Raw genomic sequence first — 14,164 nt, 5'->3', positions numbered from 1 at the left:
GGAGGCGCCGTACCTCCTGGTGACTTCTCGGTGTCCGCCTCGGTGACTTCTCAGTAACTCGGGAGCCTGCGTGGTCCCAGATCGTCGCGGGCGGGCGGTGGCGCGAGGCGGACGCTCGCGTCGAGGACGGAGAGTCCCTGGGCGGCGACGACGACCGGTTCCAGGGTGACGGAGACGATCTCGGGATGGTCGTCGACGAGCCGGGACACCCGTAGGAGCAGCTCCTCCAGGGCGGGAGTGTCGACCGGCGCGGAGCCGCGCCAGCCGAACAGGAGTGGCGCCGTTCTGATGGACCGGATCAGATCGGCCACATCGCGGTCGGTGGCCGGTACGAGCCGGTGGGCGAGATCGCCGAGCAGTTCGGAGGGCGCGCCGGCCAGTCCGAAGGAGAGGACGGCGCCGGCGGCGGCGTCGATGGCGGCGCGTACGACCGTGTCCACACCGCGCGGGACCATGGCCTGGACGACGGGCTTCAGCTCGTCGGGGCCGCCGAGCGCCTCGGTCAGCTCGCGGTAGGCGAGGCGTAGTTGTGCCTCGTCGGCGAGGTCGAGCCGTACGCCGCCGAGGTCGGCGCGGTGGCGGAGATGAGGCGCGGTCGTCTTGAGCGCGACGGGATAGCCGAGCCGGGCGGCTGCGACGGCCGCCGAGTCCGCGTCGGGCGCGGGCCGGGTGGACCGTACGGGGATGCCGTACAGGGCGAGCAGCTCATGGGCGTCGGCGGGAGTGAGACGCATACCGCGCGGATCGGCGCCGTCGCCGAGCAGCCGCTCGATCAGCGCGGCGGCTGCGCCCTGGTCGATGGCGTCGTCGATGGCCTCGGGCACCTTCCCGGGCCGCCCGGCCTCCCGCCGCCACTGGGCGTACCGCACGGCCTCGCCCAATGCCCGTACGGCCCGCTCGGCGGCGGGGTAGGCGGGAATGCGCGGGACGGCGCCGGCCGGCGCGGCACCGTCACCGGGCCCGGCGGCCGAGCCCGACGGGCCCGGCGTCGCCGGAGGTGAGAGCGCCTCCGGGAGGCCGTCGATTTCCACATGGACCACCGCGACCGGCTTCGACGCGGTGCGTGCGGTCGCCTCGCGGAGGGCCGTGCCCAGGGCGCCGCCGTCGGTGGGAGCGGGCGGGCCCGTCTCGCCGACGTGCGGGATCGCGGTCACCACGACCGCGTCGCACGCGTCGTCGGAGAGGGCGTCCGCGAGCGCCGCGCGGAAGTCCGCCGGCGTCGCCGCCGTCGTGAGGTCGCGAGGGCGGAGCGGGCGCAGGCCCTCGGTGAGGCAGGCGTCGTAGGTGAGCAGGCCGAGCGACTCGGAGTTGCCCAGGATCGCGACGCGCGGTCCCGCCGGCAGCGGCTGGCAGGCCAGCAGCAGCCCCGCGTCGACCAGTTCGGTGACCGTGTCCACCCGGATCACCCCGGCCTGCCGCATCAGCGCCGAGACCGTCGCGTCCGGGATACGGGTGACCGGCACCGCGTGCCCGGGCGGTGCGCTGCCGCTGTGACGCGCGCCCTTGACCACCACGACCGGCTTCACCGCCGCCGTGCGCCGGGCGAGCCGGGTGAACTTCCTTGGGTTGCCGATCGATTCGAGATAGAGCAGGGCGACATCGGTGTCCGGGTCCTCGTACCAGTACTGGAGGATGTCATTGCCCGAGACATCCGCGCGGTTGCCCGCCGAGACGAAGGACGACAGGCCCGCGCCACGCCGGTAGAGCCCGGAGAGCAGCGCGATCCCGATCGCGCCGGACTGGGTGAACAGACCGATGCGCCCGCGCTCGGGCGGCTCCGGCGCGAGCGACGCGTTCAGCCGTACGGCATCGGCGGTGTTGATGATCCCGAAGGCGTTCGGTCCGATGATCCGCATTCCGTACGAACGGGCCTGCCGCACCAGCGCGCGCTGCCGCTCCCTGCCCTCGGGACCGCTCTCCGCGTAGCCGGCGGAGAGGACCACCAGCCCTCGTACACCGTGTTCGCCGCAGTCCGCGACCACATCCGGCACCCGTTCCGCCGGTACGGCGAGGACCGCGAGATCGACGGGTTCACCGATCCGCGCGACGGACCGTACGGCGGGGACGCCGTCGATCTCGGTCCTGTCCTCCTCGAAGGCGTGGTTGACCGCGTACATACGGCCGGTGAAGCCCGCGCCGAGCAGATTCCGCAGGACCGTACGGCCGACGCCACCGGGCGCGCGTCCCGTACCGACGACGGCGACCGACCCGGGCGCGAGCAGCCGCTGTACCGAGCGCGCCTCGGCCCGCTGTTCGCGGCCACGCTGCACCGCCAGCGACTCGGCGGTCGGTTCGAGATCGAGCGTGAGCCGTACGGAGCCGTCCTCGAAGCTGCGCTTCTGTGTGTATCCGGCGTCCCGGAAGACCTTGATCATCTTGGTGTTGGCGGGCAGCACCTCCGCGGCGAAGCGCCGGATGCCGCGCTCGCGGGCGACCGCCGCGATGTGCTCCAGCAGGGCGGAGGCGATCCCGCGTCCCTGGTGCGCGTCCTGGACCAGGAAGGCGACCTCGGCCTCGTCGGCGGGCGTGGACGCGGGCCGCCCGCGGTCGTCGATGCGGTCGTACCGTACGGTCGCGATGAACTCACCGCCCACCGTCACCGCGAGCCCTACCCGGTCCACCTGGTCGTGGTGGGTGAAGCGGTGCACGTCCTTCGCGGAGAGGCGCGGGTAGGGCGCGAAGAACCGGTAGTACTTCGACTCGTCGGAGACCTGCTCGTAGAAGCTGACCAGCCGCTCGGCGTCGTCCTCGGTGATGGGCCTGATCCGGGCGGTGCCCCCGTCGCGAAGCACCACGTCCGCTTCCCAGTGATCGGGGTACGCATGGACCGGCGGGGTCTCCATGGCCAAAGCCTACGGCGGAGGCGGGACGGGACAAGGCCGGGACGGGGCCGGGACGAGGCCGGCCGGGGCCGGGACGGGGGCGGCCGGGGCCGGGACGGGGGCGGACCAGGTGGACCGCACATCACATGAGAGCCTGGGCCGGACATCGTTTTTCAGACTTTTGAGACTTGAAGGGCAACACCATGGCTGAGCGCCGCGTCAATGTCGGCTGGGCCGAGGGGCTGCACGCCCGTCCCGCGTCCATCTTCGTCCGTGCCGCCACGGCCGCCGGCGTCCCGGTGACGATCGCGAAGGCCGACGGCAGTCCCGTCAACGCCGCGTCGATGCTCGCGGTGCTCGGTCTGGGCGCGCGCGGCGGCGAGGAGATCGTGCTGGCCTCCGACGCGGACGGCGCGGACGCCGCTCTGGACCGGCTGGCGAAGCTGGTCGCCGAGGGCCTGGACGAGCTGCCCGAGACGGTCTGAACCGTACGGGCCGCGAGAACGGCCCGGCCGTCATTTCGCACGACGGAGCCGCGGTGCGCTGAATTCGGCGCACCGCGGCTCCGTCGTTTTCGTGCGGGCAGCGGAGAATAGGCCGCGCTATTTCATTTCTTTGTATACGGCGAGAATGTTAAGTGCGAGCACTCGCGGTGTTTACAACATGTTGCGAAACCCTCACCTTTTCCCGGCCGCGCTCGGTACGCCGCAGCCGGTGCACCGCCGCCGCGCGCTCCGCGTGCAGGGCGGTCAGGGAGCGCGCGCGCTCCGCGTCGCCGCGCGCCACCGCGTCCACGATCGCGCCGTGCTCGGCCCAGGACTCCACGGGATGCGCGGGCTGGTCGACCACATACATCCAGGCAATCTTGTGCCGGAGCTGGGTGAGCGGAGCGGTGAGCGCCGGGCTGCCCGACGCCTGGGCGAGCGTCTCGTGGAACCAGGCACCGAGCGAGCGCAGATCCTCGCCCTGGCCCCGTCTGGCCCGCTCCTGGCCCAGTCTGACCAGGCCACGGAGCACCTTGAGATGGGCTTCCGTACGGCGCTGGGCCGCGCGCGCCGCGCCCAGCGGCTCCAGGAGCTGCCGTACCTCCAGCAGGTCGGCCGCCTCCTGGTCCGTGGGCTCGGCCACACACGCGCCGACATGGCGGCGGGTAGTCACGAAGCCCTCGGACTCCAGCGTGCGCAGGGCCTCGCGCACCGGGACGCGGGAGACGCCGTAACGCCGCGCGAGCTGCTCCTCGGTGAGCCGGCTGCCCCGTTCGAATACACCGGAGACAATGTCGTCGCGGATCGCCGTGCATACCGAGTGCGCGGGAATGCGCATGTCCGAACCTCCGACTTAATCCGCGCGAAACGCTGCCGATCGACGCCTGTTCCGTGACTCTATTGCAATCAACGCGGATTTCCGATGGGTGCCCGGAATCAATAGATATCTTTTGGCCAGCGCGGGCTTCCATCAGACGTTCACGGCTTTGGTCAGACGTTCACACCGTGTGCGCGCAGATAGGCGACCGGGTCCATGTCGGAGCCGTACTCCGGGCCTGTCCTGGCCTCGAAGTGGAGATGCGGTCCGGTCGCGTTGCCACTCGCGCCGGAGTGACCGATCCGCTGTCCCGACACGACGGTCCCGCCGACGGAGACGGCGATCGAGGAGAGATGGCCGTACTGGGTGTAGGTGCCGTCGGCCATCCGGAGCACGATGTTGTTGCCGTACGAGCCGCCCCAGCCGGCCTCGACAACGGTGCCCGCGCCGACGGCCAGGACCGGAGTACCGGACGCGGCGCGGAAGTCGACGCCCGAGTGGCTGCCGGAGGACCAGAGCGAGCCGCCGGTCCGGTAGCCGGTGGTGATGTACGAGCCGGCGACGGGAAGCCGGAAGGTGCTGAGGCGCCGGCGCTCGGCGGCGCGGGCCGCGCGCTGCTTCTCCGCGCGGATCTCCTTGGCACGGGCCTCGGCGGCCCGCCGGGCCGCGGCCTTCGCCCTGGCCCGCGCGGCGGCGTGGTGCTGGGCCTCGGCCTGGGCGTCGATCGCGTCGGCGAGCGAGTCACCGACGGTCAGGGCCTGGGCCAGCCCGGTCCGGCCAACGGCCCGGGTGTCCGGCTCGGCGGCGTGCGCCGGTGCGGCCAGGGCGCTGATGACACCGGTCGCGGTGAGCGTGGCGGCGCCGACGGCGCTCATACCTCTGCGAGTCCGACGGCTCCGGGCACGATGCTTCCCGGTGGCACGAGTAAACGCCATGTAGCGGCTGGTCCTTTCCTTCCTTCTCGCCTACCGGGTCAGCTGACGGGTTCGGAGCAGGAAGGTCTCCTACGGACGCCTCCGCGCGGGTGTGCGCCAAGGCGTCCGATTCACCCCGGGGACTGCGTGTGGGTCCCCGGCTCCCCAGGCTCGCGCCTGACGGGGACTCGGCGATGGCTGTCCGATGCCGCGGTCGCGGCGGGGTACTGGCGAACAGCCGGACCGACGCTAAGCGGCTCATCTTTCAATCACCAAATGGACAGGGCGTTTTGTAGCGCACACCACAGGGCAGACAGGCAACCTCCGCACTAAAGCGGACATATGAGGAAACCCCGGTGACGAGTGCCACCGGGGTTTATCTCACAGAAGGATTCTCTTTACCGGACTTACCGGGCCGACAGTCTTACCGGGCCGGCATCGGATCACTCGGCGAGCGATCAAAACCGGCCACCAATGACCGTTCGGTCAGTCGGACGGTCGGCAGGATCGGTCAGCCGGAGACAACCGTCACTTCTCCGATACCGAGAGCCGTGACCGGCTCCTTGATCTGCTCGGCGTCCCCGACGAGCACGGTGACGAGCCGGTCCACCGGGAAGGCGTTGACCGCCGCGGCCGTCGCCTCGACCGTGCCGGTCTCGGCCAGCCGGGCATAGAGCTGCGCCTGGAAGTCGTCCGGGAGGTGCTGCTCGACCTGGTCGGCCAGCGTGGCCGCGACGGAGGCGGCCGTCTCGTACTTCAGCGGCGCCACGCCCACCAGATTCTGGACGGCCACATCGCGCTCGGCGTCGGTGAGGCCCTCGGCCGCGAGCGTGCGCAGCACCGTCCAGAGGTCGTCCAGCGCCGGGCCCGTGGACGCGGTGTCCACGGAGCCGCTGATGGCGAGCATCGCGGCGCCCGTCGAACCGCCCGGCTCGGTGGGCGCGGAGGAGCGCAGCACCTGCCCGAAGGCCCGCACGCCGTAGGTGTAGCCCTTCTCCTCGCGCAGCACCCGGTCGAGCCGGGAGGTGAGCGTGCCGCCCAGACAGTAGGTGCCGAGCACCTGGGCGGGCCAGACACGGTCGTGCCGGTCCGGGCCGATCCGGCCGATCAGAAGCTGCGTCTGCACGGCTCCGGGCCGGTCCACGATCACCACGCGGCCCGTGTCGTCGGCGGTCACGGGCGGTACGGGACGCGGCGCGGCGGTGTCACCGGTCCAGGTGCCGAGAGTCTCCGCGAGCACCTCGTCCAGATCGACACCGGTGAGATCGCCGACGACCACGGCGGTGGCCGTGGCGGGACGCACATACGCCTCGTAGAAGGCGCGGACGGCCGAGGCGTCGATACGCTCCACCGTCTCCTCGGTGCCCTGGCGCGGCCGGGACATCCGTGAGGCGGCGGGGAACAGCTCCTTGGAGAGCTGCTTGGCGGCGCGGCGGCCCGGGTTGGCGGTCTCGTGCGGGATCTCGTCGAGCCGGTTCCGTACGAGCCGCTCGACCTCGCTGTCCGCGAAGGCGGGCGCGCGCAGCGCCTCGGCGAGCAGGCCGAGGGCCTTGGGCAGCCGGGAGACCGGGACCTCCAGGGAGATCCGTACTCCCGGGTGGTCGGCGTGCGCGTCGAGCGTGGCGCCGCAGCGCTCCAGCTCGGCGGCGAACTCCTCGGCGCTGTGCTTGTCGGTGCCCTCGGAGAACGCGCGCGCCATGATCGTGGCAACGCCGTCGAGTCCTTCGGGCTCGGCCTCCAGCGGAGCGTCGAGATTGATCTCGACGGCCACCACCTGCTGTCCCGGGCGGTCGCAGCGCAGCACCGTCAGGCCGTTGTCGAGCGCACCGCGCTCGGGCGCCGGGAAGGCCCAGGGCCTGGCCTCGCCGGCGGTCGGCTGCGGATGGAAGTCCATGGTCACGGCAGCGTCGCTCACTGGTCCGTCCCCTCGTGCTCGTCGGTCTCGTCGCCGGCCGTCCGCGCCGCGTCGGCGGCGTCCTCGGAGGCGAGCGGTTCGTACACCAGCACCGCCCTGTTGTCGGGGCGCAGCCGTGCCGCGGCGACGGCGCGCACCTCCTCCGCGGTGATGTCCAGCACGCGCGTGACGGCCGTCAGCGCGAGCTGCGGATCGCCGAAGAGCACGGCGAACCTGCACAGTTCGTCCGCGCGGCCGGCGACCGTACCGAGCCGGTCCAGCCACTCGCGCTCCAGCTGGGCCTGGGCCCGCTCCATCTCCTCGGCGGTCGGGCCGTCGGCGGCGAGCCTGGCCAGCTCCTCGTCGACGGCGGCCTCGATCTGCGGGACCTCGACGCCGCCGGACGTCTTCACATCCAGCCAGCCGAGGGAGGGCGCGCCCGCCAGACGCAGCAGTCCGAAGCCCGCGGCGACCGCGGTCCGGTCCCGGCGCACCAGCCGGTTGTGCAGCCGGGAGGACTCGCCGCCGCCGAGGACGGTGAGCGCCAGATCGGCGGCGTCGCACTCGCGCGTGCCGTCGTGCGGCAGCCGGTAGGCGGCCATCAGCGCACGCGCCGGGACCTCCTCGTGGACCTCCTCGCGCAGCTCCTCGCCGATGATGTCGGGCAGGGTGCCGTCGCGCGGCGGCTGCTTGCCGTCGTGGGACGGGATGGAGCCGAAGTACTTCTCGACCCAGGCGAGCGTCTGCTCCGGGTCGATGTCACCGACGACCGAGAGCACCGCGTTGTTCGGCGCGTAGTTCGTACGGAAGAACGCGCGAGCGTCCTCCAGCGTCGCCGCGTCCAGGTCGGCCATGGAGCCGATCGGCGTGTGGTGGTACGGATGGCCCTCGGGGTAGGCGAGCGCGGTCAGCCGCTCGAAGGCCGTACCGTACGGCACATTGTCGTACCGCTGGCGGCGCTCGTTCTTGACGACGTCCCGCTGGTTCTCCATGGACTCCTCGTCGAGCGCGGCGAGCAGCGAGCCCATCCGGTCGGCTTCCAGCCAGAGCGCCAGCTCCAGCTGGTGGGTGGGCATGGTCTCGAAGTAGTTCGTCCGCTCGAAGCTGGTGGTGCCGTTCAGCGAGCCGCCTGCGCCCTGCACCAGCTCGAAGTGACCGTTCCCCGTCACCTGGGCCGACCCCTGGAACATCAGATGCTCGAAGAGGTGGGCGAGTCCCGTACGGCCCTTGACTTCATGGCGTGAGCCGACGTCGTACCAGAGACAGACCGCGGCGACCGGGGTCAGGTGGTCCTCGGAGAGCACCACGCGCAGGCCGTTGGCCAGGCGGTGCTCAGTCGCTGTCAGGCCGCCTGAACCGGCCTGCGCTGTGGCCGTGTGACCCATGGGCATGTACGTCCCTTCGATCGCGATATGGAGAAGTCCTGCCACTGTATGCAAGCGTGCCGACACCTGGCGAAGTTCCTGTGCGTAACGCCCTTGTCACACGCTTCACACGACGCCTCACCGGACATCTCACCGGACGTCTTTCCAGGGTCTCTCCGAGGTCTCTCCGGGGCCCGGTGAAGGCCTCCGCGCACGCCGTCGCCGCGGTCTCAACGACGGGTCGAGGTCGGCGTTGTCAGCGGCTCGGTCCACAATGGTCGGCGTCAGCTAGAGAAGTTGCCGTACAGGACCTGTGAAGGAGCCGCAGCAGCGATGGCCCGCCGCAGCACGAAGACCCCGCCGCCGGAGGACTTCGAGGAGAAGATCCTCGACATCGACGTGGTCGATGAAATGCAGGGCTCCTTCCTCGAGTACGCGTACTCGGTGATCTACTCCCGGGCCCTGCCGGACGCCCGGGACGGCATGAAGCCGGTGCACCGCCGCATCGTCTACCAGATGAACGAGATGGGCCTGCGTCCCGACCGCGGGTATGTGAAGTGCGCGCGTGTCATCGGCGAGGTGATGGGCAAGCTCCACCCGCACGGCGACGCGTCGATCTACGATGCCCTGGTCCGGATGGCACAGCCGTTCTCGATGCGGCTGCCGCTGGTCGACGGTCATGGCAACTTCGGCTCGCTCGGCAATGACGATCCGCCGGCCGCGATGCGTTACACCGAGTGCCGGATGGCCGACGCCACGTCACTGATGACGGAGTCGATCGACGAGGACACCGTCGATTTCGAGCCGAATTACGACGGCCAGGAGCGAGAACCGGTCACACTTCCCGCCGCGTATCCCAACCTCCTCGTCAACGGCGCCTCCGGTATCGCGGTCGGTATGGCCACGAACATGCCGCCGCACAATCTGGGCGAGGTCGTGGCGGCGGCCCGCCATCTGATCAAGCATCCGGCCGCGGACCTGGAGACGCTGATGCGTTTCGTGCCGGGTCCCGATCTGCCGACCGGCGGCCGGATCGTCGGGCTGACGGGCATCAAGGACGCGTACGAGAACGGGCGGGGCACCTTCAAGATCCGGGCCACCGCGACGGTGGAGGACGTCACTCCGCGCCGCAAGGGCCTGGTCATCACGGAACTGCCCTTCACGGTCGGTCCCGAGAAGGTGATCGCGAAGATCAAGGATCTGGTCTCCGCCAAGAAGCTGCAGGGCATCGCGGATGTCAAGGACCTCACGGACCGCTCGCACGGACTGCGTCTGGTCATCGAGATCAAGAACGGCTTCGTGCCCGAGGCGGTGCTGGAGCAGCTCTACAAGCTGACGCCGATGGAGGAGTCCTTCGGTATCAACAATGTGGCGCTGGTGGACGGCCAGCCGCTGACGCTCGGGCTGAAGGAGCTGCTGGAGGTCTATCTGGACCACCGGTTCAATGTGGTGCGCCGCAGGAGCGAGTTCCGCAGGACCAAGCGGCGCGACCGGCTGCATCTGGTCGAGGGCCTGCTCGTCGCGCTCATCGACATCGACGAGGTCATCCGGCTGATCCGGTCCAGCGACAATTCGGCGCAGGCCAAGGAGCGGCTGATCGAGCACTTCTCGCTGAGCGACGTCCAGACGCAGTACATCCTGGACACGCCGCTGCGCCGGCTCACCCGCTTCGACCGGATCGAGCTGGAGAGCGAGCGGGACCGGCTCAACGGCGAGATCGACGAGCTGACCGGGATCCTGGACTCGGACACCGAGCTGCGCAAGCTGGTCTCGTCCGAACTGGCCGCGGTGGCGAAGAAGTTCGGCACTCCGCGGCGCACGGTGCTGCTGGAGTCGGCCGGTTCGTCGGTGGCCGCGGTGCCGCTGGAGGTCGCGGACGACCCGTGCCGGGTGCTGCTCTCCTCGACCGGCCTGCTGGCCCGTACGGTCAACGGCGAGCCGCTGGAGGGCGGCGACGGCAGGCGCGTCAAGCACGATGTGATCATCTCGGCCGTGCCCGCGACGGCGCGCGGCGATATCGGCGCGGTGACCTCGGCCGGACGGCTGCTGCGGATCTCCGTGATCGATCTGCCACAGCTCCCGGACACCGCCTCGGCGCCGAATCTCTCGGGCGGAGCTCCGGTCCCGGAGTTCCTCGCGCTGGAGGACGACGAGGAGCTGGTCTGTCTGACCACGCTCGACGAGTCGTCACCGGGCCTCGCGCTGGGCACGCTCCAGGGCGTGGTCAAGCGGGTGGTCCCCGACTATCCGGCCAACAAGGACGAGTTGGAGGTCATCACCCTCAAGGAGGGCGACCGTATCGTCGGCGGAGCGGAGCTGCGCACGGGCGAGGAGGATCTGGTCTTCATCACCTCCGACGCCCAACTGCTGCGCTATCAGGCCTCGCAGGTACGGCCGCAGGGCCGGGCCGCGGGCGGTATGGCCGGTGTCAAGCTGACCGAGGACGCCACGGTGATCTCCTTCACGGCGGTGGATCCGGCGGCGGACGCCGTGGTCTTCACGGTCACCGGCTCGCACGGCACGCTGGACGACTCGGTGCGTACGGCCAAGCTCACTCCGTTCGACCAGTACCCGCGCAAGGGCAGGGCGACGGGCGGTGTGCGCTGTCACCGGTTCCTGAAGGGCGAGGACATGCTGGCGCTGGCCTGGGCGGGAGCGAGCCCGGCGCGCGCGGCGCAGAAGAACGGCGCGCCGGTGGAGCTGCCGGATCCCGATCCGCGCCGGGACGGTTCGGGTACGCCGTTCACGCTGGAGGTGGACGCGCTGGCCGGGCCCGCGCACTGACGGAGGAGGGCCCGGATCCCGCTCTGGCCACCTTTTACGGCCACCGCTACGGCCAGTCGGGAGCCGGGCCTTCGGGCTCGGCTCCGGGCTCCGGCTCGGCTCCGGGCTCGGACACGTCGGGTACGTACCGCAGGACGCCCCACATCGCCCGGTCGTCGGCGGGAGCGTCCTCCGGTCCGGACTCCTCGCACACCGCCAGCTCCTTGAGCAGCGCGTCGCCGTCGATGCCGGAGCCGATCAGCACGAGCTGCGTACGGCGCTCCTCACCGCGCGCCCAGGGCGCCGGATAGAAGCGCAGAAACCGGCCGACCGCGTGCAGGGTATAGCGATTGCCCGGATCGAACGCGCCGAAGTCGACAAATCCCTTGATCCGGTAGAGCCCTTCGGGCCGGGAGTCGAGGAACTCCATGAGCCGGCGCGGGTCCATCGGTGCCCGTGCGGTGTACGAGACGCTCTCGTACCGCGCGTGGAGATGGCCCTCATGGCCCTCATGGCCCTCATGACCGTCGTGACCGTCGTGACCGTCGTGGGCATCGTGGCTCTCATGCGGCTCCTCCGCATACTCCGCGTACAGATCCTCGAAGGAGAGCTGCCGGACCTTCTCCTCCTCCGCCGGTACGGCGGCCGGGTCGAACAGCAGCTCCGGATCGATCCGTCCGTATGAGGCGGAGACCACCGGTGTCCCTGACGCGAGTCCGCCGATGGCGGCCAGGACGCGCCGCCGCTCCTCCTCCGCCACCCGGTCGGTCTTGTTCAGGACCACGAGATCGGCGATCGCGAGATGCCGGTCGATCTCGGGATGACGCTCCCGCGTCGCGTCGAACTCGGCCGCGTCGACGACCTGGACCAGTCCTCCGTACACCGTGCCCGGATGGTCCCCGGCGAGGAGCATCCGGACGAGTTCCTGCGGCTCGGCCAGTCCGCTCGCCTCGATGACGATGATGTCGATCCGGGCGGCGGGCCTGCTGAGCCGCTCCAGATAGCTGTCGAGTTCGCTCGCGTCGACGGCGCAGCACAGACAGCCGTTGCCGAGCGAGACCGTCGAACCGACCTGCCCGGCGACCGTCATGGCATCGATCTCGATGGCACCGAAGTCATTGACGACCACCGCGATCCGCCGGCCCGCGCGGCGGCGCAGAAGATGGTTGAGCAAGGTCGTCTTGCCGGATCCCAGAAAGCCGGTGAGTACGACCACCGGGATCTGCTGCCTGCTCACGAATGCGCCTCCGTGCCGCGTCGAGGTCGAGTCGAGCGGATGTCCTGGAGTCCTCCGCCCGCTCCAGGATATGGGCGCACCGGCCGGCCACCCGGGCCGCGGCGAAGTCGGCACGGCCGGTGGTACAACGGCCCCACCCGCCCCCGGTGGTACAACGGCCCCCGCCCGCCCGGGGACCTGCCCGGAGCGGGGAGGCTCTGAGCGGACGGATCCCGGACGGACGGGAGGCGGCGGGCCGGCCGGCCCCGGGTCAGCCTTGCAGCCAGGCCGCCGTGTCCCGAGGCAGGCGGGCGTCGTCGGTCAGCGGGCCGCTGAGGAGCAGGACGCCCGTGTGGGACGGGAGTCCGGCCGGCTCCTCGCCGAGGTTGACCACGCAGATCAGCCCGTCCGTACGGCTGAAGGCCAGCACCCCGGGGCCGGCCTCCAGCCAGCTCATCGGTCCGTCGCCGAAGCCCGGTACGGTACGGCGCAGCCGCAGGGCCTCGCGGTACAGCGTGAGCATCGAGCCGGGATCGCCCGACTGGAGATCGGCCGCGTACGAGGACCATGACTCGGGCTGCGGAAGCCACGGTTCGGTCTCCGAGCCGAAGCCCGCGTACGGCGCGTCGGCCGTCCACGGCAGCGGCACCCGGCAGCCGTCGCGGCCCGGATCCGTACCGCCGGAGCGGAAGTGCATCGGGTCCTGGATCCGGTCGAGCGGTATCTCCGCCTCGGGCAGTCCCAGCTCCTCGCCCTGGTAGAGATAGACGGCGCCCGGCAGCGCCAGGGAGAGCAGCGCCGCGGCGCGGGCCCGCCGCGTGCCCAGCTCCGTGTCGGTCGGGGTCCCGAACTCCTTGGCCGCGAAATCGAAGCCGCTGGCCTCGCGTCCGTACCGGGTGACGGTACGGGTCACATCGTGGTTGCAGAGCACCCAGGTGGCCGGAGCGCCGACCGGCGCGTGCTCGGCGACCGTCGTGTCGATCGCGGAGCGCAGCAGTTCCGGATCCCAGGGGCAGGCCAGGAAGGTGAAGTTGAACGCGGTGTGCAGTTCGTCCGGGCGCAGATACCGTACGAAGCGCTCGGTGTCGGGCAGCCACACCTCGCCGACGAAGATCGCGTCGTACTCGTCGGCGATGGCACGCCAGGACCGGTAGATGTCGTGCAGTTCGTCCCGGTCGACAAAGGGATGCGGATCGCGCCCGACGGTGAAGTCCGGCAGGGCCGGGTCCTTGGCGAGCAGCGCGGCCGAGTCGATCCGTACGCCCGCGACACCGCGTTCGAACCAGAAGCGCAGGACGTCCTCGTGCTCCTGACGTACCGCGGGATGGGCCCAGTTGAGGTCGGGCTGCTCGGTGGCGAAGAGATGCAGATACCACTCACCGTCGTCGAGTCGCGTCCAGGGCGTGCCGCCGAACTCGGAGATCCAGTCGTTCGGCGGGATCTCACCGTTCTCGCCGCGCCCGGTCCTGAAGTGGAACAGATCGCGCTCGGGGCTGCCGGGGCCCGCCGCCACCGCCGCCTTGAACCAGACGTGCTGGTCGGAGACATGGTTGGGCACGACATCGATGATCGTACGGATACCGCGCTCACGCGCCTCGGCGATGAGCTTCTCGGCCTCCGCGAGGGTGCCGAACGCCGGGTCGATGGTGCGGTAGTCCGCGACGTCGTAGCCGCCGTCGGCGAGCGGCGAGAGATACCAGGGCGTGAACCAGAGGGCGTCGACGCCCAGTTCCACGAGATACGGCAGCCTGGCCCGTACACCCGCGAGATCACCGGTGCCGTCACCGTCACCGTCGGCGAAGCTGCGTACGTAGACCTGGTAGATGGCGGCATTCCGCCACCAGTTCTTGTCGGCGGGCTCCATAGGGGCAGGGGAGGGCTGTCTCACA

Annotated in this window: 9 protein-coding genes and 1 riboswitch; of the genes, 2 read left to right on the top strand and 7 right to left on the bottom strand. The window is 70.7% G+C overall.

What is annotated here, in order from left to right; all coding sequences use genetic code 11:
- Positions 1-50: 50 nt before the first annotated feature.
- A complete protein-coding gene (locus ACFV6H_RS15075) occupies positions 51-2,843 on the bottom strand; it encodes a GNAT family N-acetyltransferase (protein WP_385541749.1) in 2,793 nt (930 codons plus the stop codon).
- A gap of 182 nt (positions 2,844-3,025) precedes the next feature.
- Here ACFV6H_RS15075 and ACFV6H_RS15070 point away from each other — a divergent pair, with 182 nt between their 5' ends.
- Complete coding sequence (locus ACFV6H_RS15070; protein WP_093595744.1) at positions 3,026-3,307, top strand: HPr family phosphocarrier protein; 282 nt, start codon at positions 3,026-3,028, stop codon at positions 3,305-3,307.
- Positions 3,308-3,455: 148 nt separating this feature from the next.
- Here the strand turns inward: ACFV6H_RS15070 and ACFV6H_RS15065 are convergent, their stop codons facing one another.
- From ACFV6H_RS15065 to ACFV6H_RS15050, 4 genes are all read right to left on the bottom strand, one after another.
- Positions 3,456-4,145, bottom strand: a complete 690-nt coding sequence (locus ACFV6H_RS15065; RefSeq protein ID WP_384788281.1) for a GntR family transcriptional regulator — start codon at positions 4,143-4,145, stop codon at positions 3,456-3,458.
- Between the two features lie 152 nt (positions 4,146-4,297).
- On the bottom strand, positions 4,298-5,059 hold the full coding sequence (locus ACFV6H_RS15060; protein WP_385541747.1) for a M23 family metallopeptidase: 762 nt from the start codon (positions 5,057-5,059) through the stop codon (positions 4,298-4,300).
- A 13-nt stretch (positions 5,060-5,072) separates the two neighbouring features.
- A riboswitch (cyclic di-AMP (ydaO/yuaA leader) is annotated at positions 5,073-5,242 on the bottom strand.
- A gap of 307 nt (positions 5,243-5,549) precedes the next feature.
- On the bottom strand, positions 5,550-6,932 hold the full coding sequence (locus ACFV6H_RS15055) for a M16 family metallopeptidase (protein WP_385542101.1): 1,383 nt from the start codon (positions 6,930-6,932) through the stop codon (positions 5,550-5,552).
- Between the two features lie 17 nt (positions 6,933-6,949).
- Positions 6,950-8,323: a pitrilysin family protein gene (locus ACFV6H_RS15050; RefSeq protein WP_176732418.1), complete on the bottom strand. Its 1,374-nt coding sequence runs from the start codon at positions 8,321-8,323 to the stop codon at positions 6,950-6,952.
- 306 nt (positions 8,324-8,629) lie between these two features.
- On the opposite strand from ACFV6H_RS15050, the gene ACFV6H_RS15045 reads away from it, so the two are divergent.
- On the top strand, positions 8,630-11,080 hold the full coding sequence (locus tag ACFV6H_RS15045) for a DNA topoisomerase (ATP-hydrolyzing) subunit A (protein ID WP_384985389.1): 2,451 nt from the start codon (positions 8,630-8,632) through the stop codon (positions 11,078-11,080).
- Between the two features lie 46 nt (positions 11,081-11,126).
- Here ACFV6H_RS15045 and ACFV6H_RS15040 read toward each other — a convergent pair whose 3' ends face one another.
- Positions 11,127-12,296, bottom strand: coding sequence for a CobW family GTP-binding protein (locus ACFV6H_RS15040; RefSeq protein ID WP_385541744.1), 1,170 nt, complete (start codon positions 12,294-12,296; stop codon positions 11,127-11,129).
- Between the two features lie 250 nt (positions 12,297-12,546).
- Positions 12,547-14,139: a glycoside hydrolase family 13 protein gene (locus ACFV6H_RS15035; RefSeq protein ID WP_385541742.1), complete on the bottom strand. Its 1,593-nt coding sequence runs from the start codon at positions 14,137-14,139 to the stop codon at positions 12,547-12,549.
- Positions 14,140-14,164 lie beyond the last annotated feature (25 nt).

The organism is Streptomyces sp. NPDC059743 (assembly GCF_042732975.1).
Classification (GTDB): Bacteria; Actinomycetota; Actinomycetes; order Streptomycetales; family Streptomycetaceae; genus Streptomyces.
This window is presented reverse-complemented; position numbering and strand designations above follow the sequence as displayed.